At 73.4% G+C, this 19886-nt stretch carries 19 protein-coding genes and 1 pseudogene; 14 read left to right on the top strand and 6 right to left on the bottom strand.

Translation table 11 applies throughout. The features are described from left to right. Positions 1-6: 6 nt before the first annotated feature. The 8 genes from AB0C01_RS29945 to AB0C01_RS29910 are packed head-to-tail and all read left to right on the top strand — an operon-like array spanning position 7 to position 5586. The gene (locus tag AB0C01_RS29945) at positions 7-270 is read left to right on the top strand and encodes an acyl carrier protein (protein WP_357241296.1); all 264 of its coding nucleotides are present in this window, start codon (positions 7-9) and stop codon (positions 268-270) included. Then, the gene (locus AB0C01_RS29940) at positions 267-647 is read left to right on the top strand and encodes a hypothetical protein (protein ID WP_357241299.1); all 381 of its coding nucleotides are present in this window, start codon (positions 267-269) and stop codon (positions 645-647) included. Before AB0C01_RS29945 ends, AB0C01_RS29940 begins: the two co-directional genes overlap by 4 nt. After that, entirely contained in the window at positions 644-1144 is a 501-nt protein-coding gene (locus AB0C01_RS29935) for a beta-hydroxyacyl-ACP dehydratase (RefSeq protein WP_357241302.1), read from the top strand. Before AB0C01_RS29940 ends, AB0C01_RS29935 begins: the two co-directional genes overlap by 4 nt. Then, on the top strand, positions 1141-1881 hold the full coding sequence (fabG, locus tag AB0C01_RS29930; protein ID WP_357241305.1) for a 3-oxoacyl-[acyl-carrier-protein] reductase: 741 nt from the start codon (positions 1141-1143) through the stop codon (positions 1879-1881). The genes AB0C01_RS29935 and fabG overlap by 4 nt, the downstream gene beginning before the upstream one ends. Before the next feature lie 7 nt (positions 1882-1888). Further along, entirely contained in the window at positions 1889-2569 is a 681-nt protein-coding gene (locus tag AB0C01_RS29925; RefSeq protein WP_357572725.1) for a DsbA family protein, read from the top strand. A gap of 25 nt (positions 2570-2594) precedes the next feature. Further along, complete coding sequence (locus tag AB0C01_RS29920) at positions 2595-3503, top strand: alpha/beta fold hydrolase (RefSeq protein ID WP_357241311.1); 909 nt, start codon at positions 2595-2597, stop codon at positions 3501-3503. 21 nt (positions 3504-3524) lie between these two features. Beyond that, positions 3525-4712 (top strand): beta-ketoacyl-[acyl-carrier-protein] synthase family protein, encoded by a 1188-nt coding sequence (locus tag AB0C01_RS29915; protein ID WP_357241314.1) that lies wholly within the window; start codon positions 3525-3527, stop codon positions 4710-4712. After that, complete coding sequence (locus AB0C01_RS29910; protein ID WP_357572724.1) at positions 4705-5586, top strand: beta-ketoacyl synthase N-terminal-like domain-containing protein; 882 nt, start codon at positions 4705-4707, stop codon at positions 5584-5586. The genes AB0C01_RS29915 and AB0C01_RS29910 overlap by 8 nt, the downstream gene beginning before the upstream one ends. A 263-nt stretch (positions 5587-5849) precedes the next feature. On the opposite strand, the pseudogene AB0C01_RS29905 reads toward AB0C01_RS29910, so the two are convergent. The 4 genes and pseudogenes from AB0C01_RS29905 to AB0C01_RS29890 all read right to left on the bottom strand — a co-directional run. After that, positions 5850-6494, bottom strand: a pseudogene (locus tag AB0C01_RS29905) (4'-phosphopantetheinyl transferase superfamily protein); the annotation flags it as partial. 329 nt (positions 6495-6823) lie between these two features. Next, positions 6824-7603 (bottom strand): peptidase, encoded by a 780-nt coding sequence (locus tag AB0C01_RS29900; RefSeq protein ID WP_357572723.1) that lies wholly within the window; start codon positions 7601-7603, stop codon positions 6824-6826. Beyond that, on the bottom strand, positions 7603-8886 hold the full coding sequence (locus AB0C01_RS29895) for a VWA domain-containing protein (RefSeq protein ID WP_357241327.1): 1284 nt from the start codon (positions 8884-8886) through the stop codon (positions 7603-7605). Before AB0C01_RS29895 ends, AB0C01_RS29900 begins: the two co-directional genes overlap by 1 nt. A 367-nt stretch (positions 8887-9253) precedes the next feature. Next, the gene (locus AB0C01_RS29890) at positions 9254-10915 is read right to left on the bottom strand and encodes a phospholipid carrier-dependent glycosyltransferase (protein ID WP_357242355.1); all 1662 of its coding nucleotides are present in this window, start codon (positions 10913-10915) and stop codon (positions 9254-9256) included. A 132-nt stretch (positions 10916-11047) separates the two neighbouring features. Here AB0C01_RS29890 and rsmI point away from each other — a divergent pair, with 132 nt between their 5' ends. Beyond that, positions 11048-11896, top strand: coding sequence for a 16S rRNA (cytidine(1402)-2'-O)-methyltransferase (rsmI, locus tag AB0C01_RS29885; protein ID WP_357241330.1), 849 nt, complete (start codon positions 11048-11050; stop codon positions 11894-11896). A gap of 25 nt (positions 11897-11921) precedes the next feature. Here the strand turns inward: rsmI and AB0C01_RS29880 are convergent, their stop codons facing one another. Further along, positions 11922-12794 (bottom strand): hypothetical protein, encoded by an 873-nt coding sequence (locus AB0C01_RS29880; protein ID WP_357572722.1) that lies wholly within the window; start codon positions 12792-12794, stop codon positions 11922-11924. 479 nt (positions 12795-13273) lie between these two features. On the opposite strand from AB0C01_RS29880, the gene metG reads away from it, so the two are divergent. Then, entirely contained in the window at positions 13274-15076 is a 1803-nt protein-coding gene (gene metG / locus AB0C01_RS29875; protein ID WP_357572721.1) for a methionine--tRNA ligase, read from the top strand. 45 nt (positions 15077-15121) lie between these two features. Here metG and AB0C01_RS29870 read toward each other — a convergent pair whose 3' ends face one another. Continuing rightward, positions 15122-16369 carry a hypothetical protein gene (locus AB0C01_RS29870; RefSeq protein WP_357572720.1) on the bottom strand — a complete coding sequence of 416 codons (1248 nt, stop codon included), beginning with the start codon at positions 16367-16369 and terminating at the stop codon, positions 15122-15124. A 101-nt stretch (positions 16370-16470) separates the two neighbouring features. Here AB0C01_RS29870 and AB0C01_RS29865 point away from each other — a divergent pair, with 101 nt between their 5' ends. Genes AB0C01_RS29865 through AB0C01_RS29850 form a run of 4 tightly spaced genes read left to right on the top strand, consistent with a single transcriptional unit; the run spans position 16471 to position 19850 of the window. Further along, entirely contained in the window at positions 16471-17370 is a 900-nt protein-coding gene (locus AB0C01_RS29865; RefSeq protein ID WP_357241342.1) for a TatD family hydrolase, read from the top strand. A 46-nt stretch (positions 17371-17416) separates the two neighbouring features. After that, entirely contained in the window at positions 17417-18286 is an 870-nt protein-coding gene (rsmA, locus tag AB0C01_RS29860) for a 16S rRNA (adenine(1518)-N(6)/adenine(1519)-N(6))-dimethyltransferase RsmA (protein ID WP_357241345.1), read from the top strand. Positions 18287-18318: 32 nt separating this feature from the next. Continuing rightward, entirely contained in the window at positions 18319-18903 is a 585-nt protein-coding gene (locus AB0C01_RS29855; protein WP_357572719.1) for a Uma2 family endonuclease, read from the top strand. Then, positions 18900-19850: a 4-(cytidine 5'-diphospho)-2-C-methyl-D-erythritol kinase gene (locus AB0C01_RS29850; RefSeq protein WP_357572718.1), complete on the top strand. Its 951-nt coding sequence runs from the start codon at positions 18900-18902 to the stop codon at positions 19848-19850. Before AB0C01_RS29855 ends, AB0C01_RS29850 begins: the two co-directional genes overlap by 4 nt. Positions 19851-19886: the final 36 nt, after the last annotated feature.

Genomic DNA, 19886 nt, shown 5'->3' with positions numbered 1-19886 from the left:
GTCGCCATGAGTGACAACACCGAGCCGCTGGTCGACAAGGACGAGCTGCGCCAGCTTATCGCCGACGCTGTCGACGTGGGAGTCGAGGAGGTCGGCGACGACACCGATTTCGTCACCGAGCTCGAGGTCGACTCGCTGATGGCGCTGGAGATCGTGGTCCGGGTCGAGAAGCAGTACGGAGTCAAGATGCAGGAATCCGAGCTGAAGTCGGTCACCTCGCTCGACGCGGTCGCCGAGCTGCTGTCCGGCAAGCTGGCGGCCCGGGCGTGAGCGCCGGCATCCGGTCGGCACTGAGCATCCCGGTGCACGCGCACTCCGGCGCCGACGGGGTGATCATCGCCCGTACCGTCGCCGAGGCCGACCTTCCCCTACTCCGCGGGCACTACCCGGGGTTCCCGGTGTTCCCCGCGGTCTTCCTCATCGAGTGCGCCCACCGGGCGATCACCGCGGTCGCCGGTCCCCGGCGGCTGGCCGGGGTGGAACGCAGCCGGTTCCACAGCCCGGTGCTGCCCGGCGACGAGGTCCGGTTCCGGATCGAACAGACCGATCCGGCCGGGGCGTTCCGCTGCGTGGCCGAAACGGACCGGGGCACGGCGGCCGAGATCCGCCTGCGCTATCAGACCGACCGGGAAGGAGACCGCCGATGAACCTCGGACCCCCCGAGATCGCCGCGGCGCTGCCGCACCGCTATCCGATTCTGCTGCTCGACCGGCTGACCGAGATCGTGCCGGGTGAGCGGTTGACCGCACTCAAGGCGGTCACGTACGCCGAGAGCTGGTACGCGGCCGACCTGGACGCCGTCGCGCCGGGACCCGAGGCCTACCCGGTGGTCCTGCTCGTCGAGTCCTGGTGCCAGGCGGCGGCGCTGCTGGTCGCCTGGGATCGGCCCAACCCGGACGTCCGCACAGGTGCGGTGATGCTCGGCGGCGCGATCAACGGCGTCGAGTTCGGCGGCGACACCCGGCCCGGCGATGTCGTGGAGCACCGGGTCCGGATGCTGCGAGCCACCGCGGACGCGGCCATCCTCACCGGCGAGAGCGTGGTGGCCGGCGAACCAGTGCTGACGGTGGCGCAGTTCGTCATGGCGATGCGCCCGATCGACGTGCTGCGCCCGTCCCTGGCCGGCGCCGGGGAGCCACGATGAGCGCGCGGCCGGTCGCGCTGGTCACCGGGGCCTCGCGCGGCATCGGCCGGGCGGTCGCGCTGCGCCTCGCCGAGGACGGGTACGACCTGGGCCTGTGCTACCACGCCAGTGCGGAGGCGGCGGCCGAGGTGGCCGAGCTCGCGGCCGGCTTCGGCGGCCAGATCGTCTCCGAACGGGTCGACGTCAGCGACGGCGAGCAGATGCGCGCCTTCGTCACCACAGTCGAGGACAAGCTCGGCCCGCTGGCGACGCTCGTGCCGTGCGCGGGTGTGGTGCGCGACCGGGCCCTGGTGATGATGGCCGAGGACGACTGGACCACGGTGTTGCGCACCAATCTGGACGGCGTCTACCACGCCTGCCGGGCCGCGATCTTCTCGATGATGAAGCGCCGTACCGGGTCGATCATCACCATGTCGTCGGTCGCCGGCGTGTTCGGAAACGCCAGCCAGACCAACTACTCGGCCTCCAAGGCCGGGATCATCGGCCTGACCCTGGCGCTGGCCAAGGAATGCGGGCCGTACGGCATCCGGGCCAATGTGGTGGCGCCCGGTTTCATCGAAACCGACATGACCAGGGACCTCACACCCAAGGTCCGGGACAAGGCGGCGGGACAGATCCCGCTCGGCCGGTTCGGCACCGCCGAGGAGGTCGCCGATCTGGTGTCCTTCCTGGCGTCGGAGCGCGCCACGTACATCACCGGCCAGGTCGTCCGGGTCGACGGCGGAATAGCGATGTGAGGTAGGCATGCACTGGTACTTCTCGCTGCGCAGCCCGTACTCGTGGCTCGCGCACCACGACCTGCTGCACCGCTATCCCGAGACGGCCGCCCGGGTCGAGTGGCGGATGTTCTTCGAGCCCGACGATCAGAGCCTGACCGCGCTGCGGTCGGCCCGGGGCGACTTCCCGTACGTGGCGATGTCGCGGGCCAAGCATTTCTACATCCTGCAGGACGTCCGGCGGCTGGCGGCCGACCGTGGCCTCGAGGTGGCCTGGCCGATCGACCGGCAACCGCGGTGGGAGGTGCCGCACCTGGCCTACCTGGTCGCCGCCGACGCCGGCCGGGGCCGCGAATTCATCGACGCCGTCTACCGGGCCCGCTGGCAGCAGGGCCGCGACATCTGTGACCCGGCGACCATGGCGTCGCTCGCCGCCGACCTGTCGCTGGATCCGAAGATGCTGACCGGGGCCGCCGAGGATCCGGAGCGGCGGGCGGCCGGCGTGCGGGCACTGCTGGCCGTGCACCGCGACGGGGTGTTCGGCGTGCCGTTCTTCGTGGCCGGCCGGGAGAAGTTCTGGGGCATCGACCGGCTGCCCGCATTCGTCGCCGCAACCGCCGCCGTGCCGTCCGATGTGGCCGAACCGCCGGCCGAGCCGCACCGGGCGAGCATGGGCGCGGACCAGGGACACGCCGGTGGCTGTGGTTGACCGCCGGGGCCGGCAGGATGGGCTGATGACGAATTCCGGGAACCGGCTGTCCGGTGTGCTGCTGGCACCCCTGGCCCCGCTCTACGCCCTGACCCTCGCGTACCTGATGGTGCACCCGCCGCGCCGCAAGCCCAAGGCCGGCGACGTGCTGGCGCGGTGGCACCAGGAACACTGGCCGGTCCGGGTGCACGGCGGCCGGGTCGAACTCGACCTGCTCGTGCTGCCCGCCGATCCGGCCCGGGTGGTGGTCGTCGGACACGGGATCGGCCTGGACAAGACCTGGAGCCTGCGCCACGCCGCGATGCTGCGCGAAGCCGGCTACACCGTGGTGCTTCTCGACTTCCGCAACCACGGCCGCAGCGGGGACGACCGGTCGGTGACGTCGTTCAGCCGGCGGTTCACCGACGACGTCCTGGCGGTCGTGGACCGGGTGCGTGGCGACGAGAGGTATCACGGCGCGCAGCTGGCCCTCTTCGGCTTCTCGTTCTCCACGTTCCCGATGCTCTACGCCGTGTCCCGGATGACCGAGCCGATCGCGGCCATCGTGTGCGACAGCGGGCCGACGCTCGACGTGGCCGCGGTCGTGGAGAACTTCCTGCTCTCTGGCATCGTGCCGGTGCCGGGTCCGCTGCGGGCCCGACCGGCCTACTCCCTGCTGGCCCGCAGTTACGGCCGGCTCGGGGCGGCGGTCCTGGACTCGCCGGCCGACTGGCCGCCGTCGGTCGAACGGGCCGGGTCGCCGCCGATGCTGATGCTGGTCGGCGATCGGGACACGATCACGCCGGTGGCCGCGGTCGAGGAGATGGCTGCCCGTTACCCGGGCGCGCGGGTCGAGGTGGTGCCGGGCGCGGTGCACCTGCAGGGATTGCGGGCCGGCGGCCCGGAGTACAGCACGGCCGTGCTCGGCTTCCTCGAGCGCGCCATGACCGGATGACCGACGGCGGGGGAGCAACCGATGCGCGTGGTGGTGACCGGACTCGGGGCGGTGTCGTCGCTGGGCGTGGGCGTCGAACCGCTGTGGCAGGGCCTGCTGGCCGGCAAGGTGGGCACCGGCCCGCTGCGGCGGGTCACGGTGCCCGGCCTGCCGGACGCGGTGGGCGGGGAGGTCGTGCCGGCCGGCGTACGGGGTCGTCCGTTGTGCCTCGGCTTCGGACTGCAGGCCGCCGGTCAGGCGGTGGCCGACGCGGGCCTGCCGCCGGGCCGCGACCGGACCGGCGTCTACGTCGGCGCGGTGCTCGGCAACCGCAGCGTGCTGGAGGCGCCGGCGCTGGCCTTCCATCAGGGCGGGGCCGCTCAGCCGGACGCCGGGCCGGTGCCGGGCCCGGGTGAGCTGGCGGCGGAAATCTCGCGGGAGCTCGGCGCCGCCGGGCCCAGCGTGGTGGTCGGCACCGCCTGCGCCGCCGGCAACACGGCGCTCAGCGTGGCGGTCCGGGCGATCCGGGCGGGCCGGCTGGACGCGGCCGTGGTGTGCGGCGTGGACGAGTTGGCGCCGAGCATGTTCATGTTGTTCGGCAGCCTGCGGGCGATGAGCCGGGACGTGGTGCGGCCGTTCGACGCCGAGCGCACCGGCATGCTGGTGGCCGAGGGCGGCGCGGCCTTGGTGGTGGAGTCCGAGGCGTCCGCCCGGGCGCGCGGGGCGCACCTCTACGGCGAGGTCCTGGCCTGCGCGGACACCAGCGACGCGTACCACATCACCTCGCCGCACCCGCAGGGCCGCGGCGCGAAGGCCGCGATGCGGGCCGCCCTGACCTCGGCCCGGCTGGACCCGGCCGACATCGGTCACATCAGCGCCCACGGCACCGGCACCCGGGCCAACGACACCATCGAGGCACAGGCGATCCGCGAGGTCTTCGGCCCGGTCACCGACGCCCTGCCGGTGACCTCGCTCAAGGGTGCGCTCGGGCACATGCACGGGGCGGCCAGCCTGATCGAGGCGATCGGCTGCCTGCTCGCCATCCGCGACTCGGTGATCCCGGCGACCGCCAACCTCGTCCGGATCGACCCGGACTGCCGGCTCGAGCTGGTGCTGGGCGAGCCTCGGCAGGGCCGGGTCGACGTCGCGCTGAACAACGCGTTCGGCTTCGGCGGCAACATTTCCTGCAGTGTCTTCGCGCGGATCGGATCGGGGTACGGCCGTGACTGAGCTGCTGCTGACCAGGGTCCACGCGCTCACCGGCGCCGTCCCGACCGGACCGGAGATCTCGGCGGCCGACACCTACCCCGGCTCGCGGACGACGTGGCCGGTCCGGATTCCGGCCGAGGCGTACCCGGCTCCGGCGCCGCTCGGACGGCGTCAACTGCGCCGGCTCAGCCCCGAAGCGCGCCTGTTGCACCACGCCGCCGACTCGGCCGGCCTGGAGGTGCCTCCGGCGGATCCGCAACGGACCGGTGTCTTCGTCGGGTCGACGGCGGCCGGCCTCGGCATGTACCTCGAGGCCCTGCGCGACGGATTCTGCGCCGGCCCGACGACGCTGAGCCCGGTGCTGGCGCCGCAGTCCAGCTACAACGGCGCCGCCTCCGAGCTGTCCAAAGGGCTCGGCGCTCAGGGCGCGGTGATGACCTTCGCGAGCGGCTCGTGCTCGGGTCTGAGTGCGCTGGTGGCGGCGGCCGACTGTGTGGCGGCGGGTGACCTCGACGTCGCCGTCGTGGCGGCGGTGGACGTCCCGTCGCCGGTCCGCGGCTCTTTCCCGCAGGCCGAGGTGGTGGTGGTGGTGGTGCTCGAGTCGGCCGGCCACGTGGCCGCCCGGGGTGCGCGTGCCCTGGCCGTCCTGGCCGGGGTCGCCGAGACCTGGGACCGCGACCCGGCCGCCGGGGCCCGCCGGGCGGCCGCTGGGGCCGACCCGGCCGGCCGGACCGCGACATTCGTCCCGCGGCCGCAACCGGTCGACCGCGCCGGCGCCGGCGGGCTGCTGACCGTCGCGGAGGCACTGACCGGCCCGCTGCCCGCGGCCACTCTGATCGCCGTGAGCGACCCCGCCGGCCACGCGGCGGCGGTCCGGCTCACCCCGGCTCGGTGACGGCGGCCGCAGGACGAGGCGCTGACCACGCTGCTGTTACGCGCCAACAGCGACTGCAGCCAACCCGAACTCCTACCAACCGTCCTGGCGGAACTCGGCGCTGGCGCTGCGAGCCACCTAGAGCCAGCCCACCAGCCTCGATGCCATCGCCTCTCCGAACCCGCCGACGCTACCGTGCGCTCATGACCACCCGATCGTCGCGCCGGGCGCCGTCCCACCCGGCGGCGACCACTCGTTGACCCGTTGGACGGCCAGCGGTGTTCGAGGATCGCGGCGGTGCGGACCAGTCCGTCGGCGAGCGCGAACCGGCCGGCCACCGTGCTCGGCGGGTCGGCGACGGCCGCCGCGTCGACCCGGGCCGGCGCGATGCGCGCGGTGAACGTACCGGCCTCCGCGTCGATCTTTACCCGGGCGTCGTGGAAGTCCAGCCAACTGCCGACAACCGGGTACCACACCTTGTAGACGGTCTCCTTGATGCTGAACAGCACCATCGGCCAGAAGGTGCCGCCGGGCAACCGCGCGCAGTCGGCCTCCTCCTCGGGCAGCAGGACGAGTCGGCGTACCCCGGCGTTGAGCTCGCGGTGCTGCTCGGCGTCCATGCCGACGGACCGGATGTCGGCCCGGCGGGCGACGGCGGCCGCGCAGTAGCCCTGGGTGTGGGTGATGGCACCGACCAGCCCGACCGGCCAGACCGGCGCCCGGTCGGCGGCGGCCGGCACGGCCGCCGGCGGCAGACCCAGCCCGGCCATGGCCCGGCGGGCGCAGACGCGCCCGGCGGTGAAGTCGCGCCGGCGGCTCTCCACGGCCCGCTCGCCGAGGCAGGCCAGCTCGGCCGCCAGCAGTTCCCCGCCGAAGTCGTCCGGCCGGGCGACGGCCACCGCGACCGTGGCGGGCAGCAGATCACGCATCGCCGCCTCCCACCAGGCATGCCCGGCCCGGCCGCCACGCCAGCACCTGGTCAACCGTCAAATTTCCGACTGCCATGAGGGGTGAAGGTACCGCAGGGATGTAACGCCGGATTTTTCCGCAGCGCTCTCCGGTCGCCACCGGGGGAGGGCGAGCACCATCCGCTCGGCCGCGCGCGACCAAGCGCAGCCGGTTGCTGGAGGAGTACTGGGCCGGCCGGGCGATCCTCAGCGTCTACCCGGGCTCCTGCCTCGCTGCCGCCTCCGAGGATCTGCGCAACACACCGGTGGCCGCCGCCGACCGGCGGCGGCCACCAGGGCGTGCGTGCGGGTCAGCCGCGCCGGGGACGCCGGGTCAGACCGAAGCCGACCACGCCGGCGACCGCGGCGAGCACGCCGCCGATGCCGGTCCAGATCCACCGCGAGCCGAGATCCGGCAACCAGTCCGCCGCGTCACCCTCGCCGTCGGCGTCCGGGTCGGCCGGGGGTACGGCGTTGAGCACCGTGCCCGCCTTGGTGTTCGGCACCAGCGGCGCGGCCAGCTCGCCGTCGTCGGTCGAGGCGCCCCGGTCGGCGATGGTGCCGACCAGCAGGTCCACGTCGATCGGCGCGCCCAGGTCCGGCTCGGGCAGGTCGATCACGGAGAGCCGGACGACGTACGAGCCGGGCAGCGGGTCGGCCGACCAGGGCTCGGCCCACGGCCGCACCTCGCGCAGCGTGCAGCCCAGCGCCACGCTCGTCGCCGTGGCGTCCACGGTCGGGGTCTGCGCCCCCGCCGTGCACGCCTGACGCCGCCGCAGACCGTCGAAGACGTCGACCGTCCAGGTGGATGCGCCGCTGCGCCCCTTCGGGAAGGTGACGGTGGCGCTGATCTCCTGCACCTGACCGGCGGTCGCCGGGAACGACCAGTAGAGGTGGTCGCCGATCGAGGCGTCCACCCGCACCGGCTGTCCGGCGGCGATCGGGGTGGCGCCGAGGAACGACGTACCGGCCCGGTTCACCGGCGTGGCTCCGGGGGAGGGGGTCGGCGCGGCGACGGCCGGGGCGGGAAGCAGCGCGGCTCCGCCTGCGGCGAGCAGGGCCGCCAGCGAACGCGACAGTGCGGTACGCATCAGTTTTCCCTCCAGGTGGCGACCCACCAGCGGGTGAGCAGGCCGGCGAGCAGGCCGGCGAGCAGCCCGACGACGGTGAGCAGGGCGAGCAGGGCCCAACCTCGGCCGAGATCCGGCCCGTCCGGCTCGGGCGCGGCGGCGACCACGTCGATGGTCAACTCCACCGGCATGCCCGGAGTCGCCGCGGTGCCGGGGCGTGGGGCGAACGAGTTGCTCACCACCAGGCAGACGGTGGTGGGTTCGACGACGGGGGTGGCACTCTCCTTGATTCGCGCGGCGTCCTCGTCGTCGGCCGTGGCCGACCAGCGCAGTCCGGCGGAGAGCACGTCGGCTCGCCCGCTGCCGGCGTCCGCGCCCCGGACCAGTTCCCGGCCGTCCGCTGCGGTGGCCCGCAGCAGCACCCCGTAGTCCCGGTTGACCGCTCGGTCCAGCGCCATGCTCACCGATGCGCGAAGTTCCTGCCCGGGGCGTACCGGCACCCGGTAGTAGCGGTGCTCGGAGAACGCCTCCCGGTCGGCGTAGACGCCGGGGGCGAGTAGTGGTGCCGTGTCGCAGGCGTTCGCGCCGCCGACGACCGTCGGCGCCCGGGTGTTGGTGTCGCCGGCCCGCTCGACGAGCTGCTTGATCCGGCCGGTCAGCTCCTCGGCGCTCTGGGCGGCGGTGTAGGTGCCGCCGGTCGCGCTGGCGATGCAGAGCAGTTGACGCCGGACCTTCTCGTCGGGGGCCAGGCCGAGGGTGTCGACGACCAGGCTGGTGCCCTGGGCGGCGAGTTCGCGGGCCACCTCGCACGGGTCCGGCGGCGCGCAGGTGTCCTCCCCGTCGGTGATCAGCACGATCCGTCGGGTGGTGGCCCCGGTGCCCAGGTCCTGCGCGGCCGAGCGCAGTGCCAGGCCGACAGGTGTGAACCCGGTCGGCCGCAGCGTCGCCACCGCGGCCTTGGCCGCGGAGCGGTCCACCGGACCGACCGGCACGATCTGCTGGGTGTCCTGGCAGCCGACCTTCTTGTCCTTGCCACGGTAGGTCGCGCCGAGCACCCGGATGCCGAGCTGGGTGTCCTCCGGCAGCGCGTCCACCACCTCGTTGAAGGCCTGCTGGGCGACCGAGATCCGGCTGCGTCCGTCGATGTCGGCGGCGCGCATCGAGCCGCTGACGTCGAGCACGAGCTCAACCCGTGGAGGCTCGGGAACCGGCTCCTCGTCGGCCTGCGCCGGGACCGGCCCGGCCAGCGCGGTGGTCGCCAACAGTCCGAGAAGGACAGCCGCCGATCGTTTGAAGTTGATCACGGCCCGCAGTGTAGTGAGATCCACTTTGGATGATCACTTGGGATGGCGGGGGTTGGCGGCCCGCCACCCCCGGCCTGAATCGACGAGCCCCGCTGGCCGGCCCCCATCGCGCGCTGGGTCCACGCCAGGTCACCCTCGGTCAACTGCCCGATGGTAAGCATCGGCTCGGCCGCCATCGGTCGGAAATCTGACTTAAGTTGACCCGTTGTGCCGGTGGTGCGCGGTGGTTAAGCTCTTCATGCGCGCCCCAATCGCCCGCTTCCCCCGTGGCAGGCGATCGGGGCGCGCGTCTATGTCAGAAGGGCCCGCACGCTTCGGCGTGCGGGCCCTTCTCCGTCGCGCTATGCGGCGCGTCGCCTGTCGGTGCTTATATCCACCGGCCGTCGAGCCACATTCGGGACAACCAGTCCGCATACGGGATGGTCTTGCCGACGAAAATCGGATAAAAGTACGCGAAGCAGAGCGCCACCAGCAGCACGTACGCCCCGGCCGCGATGCTGCCCACCAGTCGGCGTTCGTAACTCGGGTCACCGGGCACCAGCGGCGTCACCGTGCCCACGTCACCCCCGGCGGGAGCGATGAGCGCGCCCAGCACGTACACCACCGCCAGCACCAGGAAGGGCAGCGCCGGCGCGGTGTAGAACGAGAACATCGTCCGGCCGTCGAGGGCGAACCAGAACCACGGCAGCAGCCCGGCGGCCACGGTGAGCAGGATCGCGCCGGCCCGCCAGTCGCGACGAGCCACGCCCAGCCAGGCCAGCGCCGCCAGGGCGGGCAGGAAGGACCACCAGAGCAGCGGGGTGCCCAACAGCAGGATCTCGGAGGCGCAGGTCGGCGCGCCGCAGGCGCCGTCACCGGTCCAGTGGAACGCCACCGGCCGACCGAGCAGCAACCACTGCCACGGCCACGACTGGTATTTGTGCGCGTCGTCGAGCTGGGCATGGAAGCCGTACGCCGCACGGTGGTACTCGAAGAGGTTGATCAGCGGCCCGATCACCGGGCGGTCACTGAGCGGGGCGGCCGGGTAGGCCGACGCGAGCCGGTAGTAGCCGTCGTCGGTGATCAGCCAGCCCGACCAGGTGGCCAGGTAGGTGCCGATCATGAGCACGCCGGCCAGCACCAACCAGGGCAGCTCGTCGAGCAGGGCGTCCCGCCACGGCCGGCGGACCCCCGCCGAGCGGCGGACGCCGACCTCCCAGAGAATCACCAGCAGCGCGAAGGCCGGGACGAAGTACAGGGCGCTCCACTTCACGGCGCAGGCGCAGCCGATCAGGACGCCAGCAGCCAACCGCCACCACGGCCAGGTGCGCCAGCCGGTCGGCGGTCGGCCGGCCCGGCCCGGCTGGCTCAGGTCGAGCCCGTCGTCAAGCGCCCGTGCCCAGCGGCGGCGGCGGGCGTCCCGATCGAGCACCAACGCGCCGAACGCGGCCAGCACGAAGAAGAGCAGGAAGATGTCGAGCAGCGCCGCCCGGGACAGCACCAGGTGGAAGCCGTCCAGGGCGAGCAGCAGGCCGGCGGCGCAGCCGAGCACCGTCGAGCGGAACATCCGCCGACCGATGCGCACCAGCAGCAACACCGACAGCGTGCCGATCACGGCCGCCGAGAACCGCCAGCCGAACTCCGGCGCGGTGGTCATCAGGTGCCCGGGGACCGAGACCTTCGAGTCGGCGTCCTGGTAGCCGAAGGCCCACTCGCCGAGGCCGATCAGCCACTTGCCCAGCGGTGGGTGCACGACGTACGACGGGCCGTTGTCCTTGTAGTTCCATTCGACGCCCCGGCTGATCAGCCCGTAGCCGTCCTTGGCGTAGTACGTCTCGTCGAAGATCTTGCCCTTGATGCTGGACAGCCCGACGAAGCGCAGGATCGCCGCGATGGCCACGACCACGGCTGTGGCCGCCCAGGAGAACCGGTCCACCTGGCTGTCGATGGTGGCGAACCGTCGCCGGATCTGGGCGGGCACGCCGCCGTCACCGGCGGGCGGCGCCGTCGGCTCCTGGTGTGGGCTGGGCTCGCCCGTCACCTCGACCATCTTGGCAGGATCGGCGCTCGGGCTCTGCGCAGTCGACGCACTCGTCACCCGGCGATCGTAGGCTGCCAAGGTGCTCGGTGGCGCCCGTCGTCCCCGATACCGGTACTCGCTGTCGATGAAGGAGACGAATTCGTGGGTGAAATGTCCGAAGCTGGGCGCCTGATCCTGCTCGGTGCCCCGCTCGGCAACCCCGCCGACGCCTCGGCCCGTTTTCGGGAGGTGCTGATCAGCGCCGACGTCGTCGCGGCCGAAGACACTCGCCGGCTCACCCGGCTGGCCCGCGATCTCGACATCACCGTCGGCGGTCGCATCGTCTCCTACTTCGAGGGCAACGAGGAGCGGCGTACGCCCGAGCTGGTCGAGGTCATCCTCGGCGGATACGTGGTGGCACTTGTCACCGACGGGGGGATGCCGAGCGTCTCCGACCCCGGCTACCGGCTGGTGCGGGCCGCGTTGGACGTCGGGGCGCCGGTCACCGTCGCTCCCGGGCCGAGCGCCGTCACCACCGCCCTGGCGGTGTCCGGGCTGCCCTGCGACCGGTTCTGCTTCGAGGGCTTCCTGCCCCGCACCCCCGGCGCCCGCCGATCCCGGTTGCGCGCCCTCGCCGCCGAGGAGCGCACGCTCGTCTTCTTCGAAGCCCCGCACCGGATCGGCGCGGCGCTCACCGACCTGGCCGACACGTTCGGCGCGGACCGGCCGGCCGCGCTCTGCCGCGAACTCACCAAGACCTACGAGGAGGTCGTCCGCCGCCCCCTCGGCGAGTTGGCCCGGTGGGCCGCCGAGGGCGACCCGCGCGGTGAGATCACCCTGGTGGTGGCCGGGGCGCCGGTGACCGCACCGGAGCGCCCCGACGACGACACCCTGCGCGCGGCGGTCGCCGAGCGGGAGGCCGCCGGCCGGTCCCGCCGCGACGCCATCACCGACGTCGCGACCGAGTACGCGCTGCGCCGCCGGGACGTCTACACGATCGTGCACAGCTGACCGAGGGTCCCGGCGGACGGCGGGTTCACCAGGCGGCGACCAGGAAGCCGACGGTGATCAGCGCCGGGCCGGTGACGGCGACCGCCACGGCCCAGCGGCGGTGCCGGCGGCCGGGCAGTCGGGCCGACCCGGTCCACCTGACGATGCCGGCGGTGCAGCACAGCACCACCAGCAGACCGGGCAGCCAGCGCAGGTGCCGGACCAGTCCGGTGTCCGCGTACGCGGTGCCGCCGTCGGAGCCGGTCATCCGCGCCGGTAGCGGTGTGCCGGTCGCGTCCGCCCCGGCGGGCACACCGCTGACGCGTACCCCGTGCGCGACGAACCGCCCGTCCCGTTCCGTGAAGATCCCCCGGCACCGCTGGGTGAGCCCGCCGCCGGTGCACTCGGCGATCACCACGGTGCCCGCTCGCGCGTGCCCGACCGCCAGCCAGAACGGGCCGGCGCTGACCCAGGCGAAGAAGGCCGTGACCAGGGTCAGCGAAACCAGCGCGGCGAGCCCGGGCAGCGGATCCGGCGGTGGGACGCCACGGCTCGGCGCGCGCCGTCGCGCCTGGCGTGAGCCGCGGTCGCGCTGCGGCGACGGGTCCTCCCGGACCGGCGTGCCGTCCCAGTGCACCTGCTCGATCGGCGCCCAGAAGGCGCCGTCGTCGTCCGGTTGGTCACCGCCGGCCCGAAGGCCCCGCTCCCGGCTGCTCTGCTGCCGGACGGGCACCCGACTCGGCACCGCGTCCACCGGCGCCCCGGTGGTCGGCTCCACCTCGACGGCCTCCGCACCGACCGGTGGGATTGGCGGGTCGGGTCGGGCTGGGCTGGGTACGGGTGCCGCCGGGGTCGGACGGACCGGGGTGGGCGTCGGTGCGGCCGGCGTGGGCCGGGCCGGGGTGGCGGCGAGATTCATGGCGTCGTCGCGTCTCGGCGCGACCGCCCGTCCGGACGGTGTGTGCTGCTGTTCCGCCGGCCGGTCGGCGGCAGTGCCCGGTCGTGCGGCAGTGCCCGGTCGTGCGGCAGCGCCCGGTCGTGGGGCCGGGCTCGGACGGGTGGCAGCGCCCGGACGTGCGGCCGGGCTCGGTCGCGGCGCGGAGGCCGGGTCGACACCGGGCACCGGCCTGGGCTGGGGCGCGACCCCGGCACCGCGGGGTGCGGCCGGTTCGGGGTCGCCGTCGACCGTCGGGCCGGTGGGAGGGTCCTCGTGATCCCGCGCCGCTCGTCTGCCAGTCACGAGGTTCATTGCACACCGATCGGGAGGGCGGATCGGGCAGTTGAGCCGCGTGTCGGCGACAAATCGGACCAATTGGCGGGGTGGTCGGTCCGGTCCGTCGGCCCGGCACCCCCTATTGGTTCGCGGTCGCCCCGGCCGGGTCACTAGGCTTGCTGCTCATGAGTCACGTTCTCGCGGCAGTGGCCTGGCCGTACGCCAACGGCCCCCGCCACATCGGCCACGTCTCCGGTTTCGGCGTTCCCTCCGACGTCTTCGCCCGGTACATGCGGATGGCCGGCCACGACGTGCTCATGGTCTCCGGCACCGACGAGCACGGCACCCCGATCCAGGTGCAGGCCGACGCCGACGGGGTGACCCCGCGCGAGCTGGCCGACCGGTACAACAGGGTGATCGTCGAGGACCTGCACGGCCTCGGCCTCTCCTACGACCTGTTCACCCGCACCACCACCCGCAACCACTACGCGGTGGTGCAGGAGCTGTTCGAGGGGATGTACCGCAACGGCTACATCGTGCCGAAGACCACCATGGGCGCGATCTCCCCGTCCACCGGGCGCACCCTGCCCGACCGCTACATCGAGGGCACCTGCCCGATCTGTGGGTACGACAGCGCGCGCGGCGACCAGTGCGACAACTGCGGCAACCAGCTCGACCCGATCGACCTGATCGACCCCAAGTCGCGGATCAACGGGGAGACCCCGAAGTTCGTCGAGACCGAGCACTTCTTCCTGGACCTGCCCGCGCTGGCCGAGGTGCTGCGGCAGTGGCTGGACACCCGGGACGGGTGGCGACCCAACGTGCTGCGCTTCTCCCGCAACCTGCTCGACGACCTCCAGCCCCGGGCAATCACCCGGGACCTGGAGTGGGGCGTGCCGATCCCGCTCGACGGCTGGCGGGACCGGTCCGACAAGCGGATCTACGTCTGGTTCGACGCGGTGATCGGCTACCTGTCCGCCTCCATCGAGTGGGCCCGCCGCTCCGGCGACCCGGAGGCGTGGCGGAAGTGGTGGTCGACCGACGGGGAGGGCAAGGACTCCCGCTCCTACTACTTCATGGGCAAGGACAACATCGTCTTCCACTCGGTCATCTGGCCGGCGCTGCTCTCCGGATACTCCGGCGAGGGCTCCCGCGACGGCGCGCCGGGCGAGCTGGGTCGGCTCAACCTGCCCACCGAGGTGGTGTCGAGCGAATACCTGACCATGGAGGGGCGCAAGTTCTCCTCGTCCCGCAAGGTGGTCATCTACGTTCGCGACTTCCTGGACCGCTACGACGCCGACGCGTTGCGGTACTTCATCGCCGCTGCCGGTCCGGAGAGCAACGACACCGACTTCACCTGGGCCGAGTTCCTCCGCCGCAACAACGACGAGCTGGTCGCCGGCTGGGGCAACCTGGTCAACCGGTGCGTCTCGATGGCGGCGAAGAACTTCGGCGCGATCCCGCCGGTCGACCCGGCCGGGCTCACCGAGGCCGACGAGGCGCTGCTCGCCGTCTCCCGGACCGGGTTCACCACGGTCGGCGACCTGATCGGCCGGCACCGGCAGAAGCAGGCCATCGGCGAGGCCATGAAGGTGGTCGCCGAGGCCAACAGGTACCTGTCCGAGCAGGCCCCGTGGAAGCTCAAGGCCGAGGCGGACAAGCCCCGGATGGGCACCATCCTGCATGTCGCGCTCCAGGTGATCAGCGACGCCAACACGCTGCTCACCCCGTTCCTGCCGCACTCCGCGCAGCAGGTGCACGAGCTGCTCGGCGGCACCGGCGTGCACGCGCCGATGCCGGTCATCGAGCAGGTCGACGACCTGGACGGCGGTCCGGCGTACCCGGTGCTGACCGGGGACTACACCGTCGGCGCGCGCTGGGAGTCGGTGGCGATCGAGGCGGGCCGGCCGTTGGCCGCGCCGAAGCCGGTGTTCCGCAAGCTCGACCCGTCGATCGTCGACGAGGAGTTGGCCCGGCTGGCCGACTGAACGCGCGACGCCCCGGGCGGCGGGTCATCCTGCCGCCCGGGGCCGTCACATCACGTACCGGGCGTCCATCACCTGGTCGTCGGTCACCTCGGCGCCCGGCGCCCAAGCCTCGTAGACCCCCCGCTCCTGGCACTGCGCACCGGCCGCGACCACTGCGTCCGGGTTCGGGTAGCGCAGCCGCAGCCGCAACCAACCGGCCTCCTCCCGCAGCACCAGGCACGGCACGCCCCGCCACTGGGCGAACCGGACCCGACGGGCGACCGCGCTCACCGGGTAACGGGCCGCCCGGGTCTTCGCCAGCACCCGGAACCCGCCGGGCAGGTCGGCCACCGCCTCGTACTCGCTGTCGCCGTACCAACCGACAAGCTGGGTGGAACGCGGCGCGTCGGCGTTCGGCACGTACTCCTGGTCCGGGGAGAGGCCCGGCACCGCGGCCAGCAGGTGCCGCCACTGCGGACCCACCATCCGCAGCCAACCGCGCTGCTCGGCCTGGTAGGTGTAGAGCACCACCTCCACCCCCTCCGCCGGATAGGCGATCAGGGCGGCGTTCGCCGGCATCGGCAGGTCGGCGAAGTCGCGGGTGATGAACTCCGGGATGAGGTGACCGTTGCTCGGCACGAAGCCCGTGCCCAGCACCGGCGCGCCGATCCGGTCCCGGGATCCCAGCGCGGTCAGGCCGCGGTGCGCCTCACCCACCGGCACGTCGTAGTCGCCCGGGTCGGACGCCCGCCAGCGCAACGCGTACGCCACCTCCGGACCGTCCCTGCTGACCTCACCGTCGGTCCGCAGCACCGTCGTCGTCGCCGGCGTACGCAGGTGCGCCACGTCGTGTTCGCGGTAGCAGAAGCCGTGCGGCAACCAGCCCCGCACGTACCCGGCGAGTTGCTGGGCGGAGAGCACCTTGACCATCCGGGTGCCCCGCCGGACCACCGCCGACGCCCGTGCCGCGGCCAGCGTCGGATCGGCCGCCGCGGCGGGCTGCTGGCTGAGCTGGTGCAGGTACGCCCAACCCCGCTCGCGGTGCGCCGGCACCATCAGCGGCGTCTCCGGCTCGTCGGAGGGCTCCGTGGCGCCGTGCACCGCGGTCACCTCGGTGACGTGCACGAACCGGTGCCACGGCAGGGCGCTGCCCGGTCGGGGCGCCCACTCGAAGCCGGCCACCTCGTCGGCGCTGAACAACTCGTACGCGGCACCCCGGGCGATCTCCTCGGCCGGGTAGACGCCCCCGCCGAACGCCACGCGCAGCCCGGTGCGTTCTTCGGCCGCGCCGCTCGCGTGGGGTGTGACGCTCACGCCGCCGCCTCGCTTCGCTCGCTCACGCGGCGACGGTAGAGTCGCGCGGCGTAGTCGGGGTGAACGTCGGGTGGCGGGCAGATGGACAGGCCCGGTGTGTGATGCTGTCGCTGATGAGCGAGCCCACTGAATCCCGTCGAGAGCGTGCCGCCCGGCGGGCCGGAGAGTTTCCGCCCGCCCCCGAGCCGCTGCCCCGGCCGGTGCTGGACAGCCACACCCACCTGGACATCACGGTCAGTGAGGCCGGTGTGCCGGGCGGCGGCCCGGCCGACGACCCGGTCGCGGTGGCCATCGCGCTCGCCGCCACGGTCGGCGTGGACCGGCTGGTCCAGGTGGGGGTCGACGTCGCCTCCTCGCGATGGGGCGCGGACACCGCCGACAGGTATCCCGCCGTGCTGGCCACCGTGGCGCTGCACCCCAACGAGGCGCCCCGCCTGACCGACCTCGACGAGGCGCTGCGGGAGATCGAGTCCCTCGCCGCCCGCGACCGGGTCCGGGGGATCGGCGAGACCGGCATGGACTTCTTCCGGACCGGCGACGAGGGGCGTGCCGCGCAGGAGGCCAGCTTCCGGGCGCACATCGCCATCGCCAAGCGGTACGACAAGGCGCTCGTCATCCACGACCGGGACGCCCACGCCGACGTGCTGCGGATCCTCGACGACGAGGGCGCGCCGGAGACGGTGGTGCTGCACTGCTTCTCCGGTGACGCCGGGTTCGCCCGCGAGTGCGTGCGCCGGGGCTACCTGTTGAGCTTCGCCGGCACCGTCACCTTCGGCAGCGCGACGGCGCTGCGCGAGGCCGCCGCGCTCACCCCGCTGGACCAACTGCTGGTGGAGACCGACGCACCGTACCTCACGCCGACGCCGCACCGGGGCCGGCCGAACGCGTCGTACCTGATCCCGCTCACCGTCCGCGCGCTCGCCGCGACCACCGGCAGTGACCTGGACGAGTTGTGCGCGGCCATCTCCGCCACCGGTGACCGGGCCTTCGGCCCGTGGTGAGCCCGGCCCGACGGTCGGCCCCGACCCCGTCGCTACGCTGCCAACCATGACCGGTCTCCTCGGCCCGGCGGAGATCCGGGAACTCGCCGCCCGGCTGGGCGTCGCGCCCACCAAGAAGCTGGGCCAGAACTTCGTGCACGACCCGAACACCGTCCGCCGGATCGTCACCGCCGCCGGGCTGACCCCCGACGACGTGGCCCTGGAGGTCGGCCCCGGGCTCGGCTCGCTGACCCTGGGCCTGCTGCCGGTCGCCGGGCACGTGCACGCCGTGGAGATCGACCCGGTGCTCGCCGGGGCGCTGCCGGAGACCGTCGCCCGGCACGCCGGCGCCGACGCCGGCCGGCTCACCGTGCACCGCGCCGACGCGCTGCGCGTCGACGCCGCCGAGCTGGCCGACCCACCGCCGACCGCGCTGGTGGCGAACCTGCCCTACAACGTGGCCGTGCCGGTGGTGCTGCACCTGCTCGCCGTGCTGCCCACCCTGCGGCACGGCCTGGTGATGGTGCAGAAGGAGGTCGCCGACCGGCTCGTCGCCGGTCCCGGCTCCAAGGTGTACGGCATCCCGTCGGTCAAGCTCGCCTGGTACGCCCACGCGCGAAGCGCCGGCAAGGTGCCGCCGAACGTGTTCTGGCCGGTGCCCAACGTCGACTCCGGCCTGGTCGCCTTCACCTGCCACGAGCCGCCCCGCGCCGACGTACCCCGGAAGCAGGTCTTCGCCGTTGTCGACGCGGCGTTCGCGCAGCGCCGCAAGACGCTGCGCGCCGCCCTGGCCGGCTGGGCCGGTGGCCCGGACCGGGCCGCCGCGGCGCTCACCGCGGCCGGTGTCGACCCCGGCGCCCGGGGGGAGTCGCTGACCGTCGAGCAGTTCGCCGCCATCGCCGCGTCGGCTCCGGCCGGTACGCGTACCGCGAAGTAGGCTGACGCCGTGCCCGCCGAGGAGGTGTACGAGTGACCGCGCAGCCGATCGAGCCCACCGCCCAGGGGACATGGGGTCCGGATCCCGTCCGGCAGCGACTGGCCAACCACACCATCGAGGACGTGCTGGCCCTGCCCGACGACGCCCCCCGCGTCGAGCTACGTGACGGAGTCCTCGTCGTCGTCCCTTCCCCCACCTATGACCACCAGAACATCAGCAGCCTGCTCTGGATGTGGCTGCGACAGCACGCCCCGCTGGATCTGTCGCCAGCTACCGCCATCGGAGTGGCGATCAACCACCGCAACACCCTTGAGCCGGACGTGGTGCTGTTGCGCCGTCCCCTCGTTGGCACCAGCCACTACTTCGATGCTGAGCAGGTCATGCTGGCCGTCGAGGTCGTCTCGCCCGGCACGCGTCGGCGGGACCGGTTGGAGAAGCCTGCGGACTACGCCGATGCCGGGATCCCGCACTACTGGCGGATCGAGCAGAATCCGGTGCACGTGTACGCGTACGACCTGGTCGACGGCCGCTACGAGCTGGCCGCCGACTCTGCCGAGGAGCTGATCGTGGCCAAGCCGTTCGACATCCGCCTGCACGTGCGGGACATCACCCCGTGACCGAGGCCTGGCGACCGGACGGCGAGGACGAGCGGCTCGGGGCCATCGGGCCGGTGAAGGTCCGGGTGCCCGCGAAGGTCAATCTGCACCTCGGGGTGGGTCCGCTGCGTCGCGACGGCTACCACGAGCTGAACACCGTCTACCACGCCATCTCGATCTACGACGAGTTGACGGCCCGCCGGGGCGACACGCTCGCCCTGACCATGGAGGGCGAGGGCACCGGCGAGCTGGCGCTCGACGACAGCAACCTGGTGATCCGCGCCGCGCACGCTCTCGCCGGGTACGCCGGGGTGCTGCCGCACGCCCGACTGCACCTGCGCAAGCAGATCCCGCTCGCCGGTGGGCTGGCCGGTGGCAGCGCCGACGCGGCCGCCGCCCTGGTCGCCTGCGACGCGCTCTGGGGCACCGGGCTGTCCCGCGACGAGTTGGCCGGGATCGCCGCCGACCTGGGCTCCGACGTGCCGTTCCTGATCTACGGCGGCACCGCGCTGGGCACCGGCCGGGGCGAGGCGATCAGCCCGGTGCTGGTCCGCCCCACCTCCTGGCACTGGGTGGTGGCGTTCGCCGACGGCGGCCTGTCCACCCCGGCCGCGTACCGGGAGTTGGATCGGCTCCGCGACGCCGGCGCCGCCGGTGACCCGTTGGGCAGCACCGACGGGCTGCTGGGCGCGCTGCGCCAGCGCGATCCCCGGGTGCTGGCCCGGATGCTCGGCAACGACCTCCAGGACGCCGCGCTGGCCATGCGCCCGGCGTTGGCCGACACGCTCAAGGCGGGTGAGGCGGCCGGTGCGCTCACCGGCATCGTCTCGGGTTCCGGGCCGACCTGCGTGTTCCTCGCCGCCGACGCCGCCGACGCGGAGCGGATCGCCGCCGAGCTGACCGCTGCCGGCGTGTGCCGTCAGGCGCGGGTCGCGCGCGGTCCGGTCGCCGGCGCCCGGGTCGGCTGACGGCGCGTCCCACCCGGCCTGCGGGCGCGCGGCGCG

The organism is Micromonospora sp. NPDC048905 (assembly GCF_040649655.1).
GTDB lineage: Bacteria > Actinomycetota > Actinomycetes > Mycobacteriales > Micromonosporaceae > Micromonospora.
Note: the sequence above shows the minus strand (reverse complement) of the source record. Positions and strands in the feature narration are given on the sequence as shown.

Bases quoted from the DNA above. Each gene is read 5' to 3' on its own strand.
- AB0C01_RS29945 (WP_357241296.1), top strand. From the start codon at position 7: ATGAGTGACAACACCGAGCCGCTGGTCGACAAGGACGAGCTGCGCCAG.
- AB0C01_RS29935 (WP_357241302.1), top strand. From the start codon at position 644: ATGAACCTCGGACCCCCCGAGATCGCCGCGGCGCTGCCGCACCGCTAT.
- fabG (WP_357241305.1), top strand. From the start codon at position 1,141: ATGAGCGCGCGGCCGGTCGCGCTGGTCACCGGGGCCTCGCGCGGCATC.
- AB0C01_RS29925 (WP_357572725.1), top strand. From the start codon at position 1,889: ATGCACTGGTACTTCTCGCTGCGCAGCCCGTACTCGTGGCTCGCGCAC.
- AB0C01_RS29920 (WP_357241311.1), top strand. From the start codon at position 2,595: ATGACGAATTCCGGGAACCGGCTGTCCGGTGTGCTGCTGGCACCCCTG.
- AB0C01_RS29915 (WP_357241314.1), top strand. From the start codon at position 3,525: ATGCGCGTGGTGGTGACCGGACTCGGGGCGGTGTCGTCGCTGGGCGTG.
- AB0C01_RS29900 (WP_357572723.1), bottom strand. From the start codon at position 7,603: ATGCGTACCGCACTGTCGCGTTCGCTGGCGGCCCTGCTCGCCGCAGGC.
- AB0C01_RS29890 (WP_357242355.1), bottom strand. From the start codon at position 10,915: ATGGTCGAGGTGACGGGCGAGCCCAGCCCACACCAGGAGCCGACGGCG.
- AB0C01_RS29880 (WP_357572722.1), bottom strand. From the start codon at position 12,794: ATGAATCTCGCCGCCACCCCGGCCCGGCCCACGCCGGCCGCACCGACG.
- metG (WP_357572721.1), top strand. From the start codon at position 13,274: ATGAGTCACGTTCTCGCGGCAGTGGCCTGGCCGTACGCCAACGGCCCC.
- AB0C01_RS29865 (WP_357241342.1), top strand. From the start codon at position 16,471: ATGCTGTCGCTGATGAGCGAGCCCACTGAATCCCGTCGAGAGCGTGCC.
- rsmA (WP_357241345.1), top strand. From the start codon at position 17,417: ATGACCGGTCTCCTCGGCCCGGCGGAGATCCGGGAACTCGCCGCCCGG.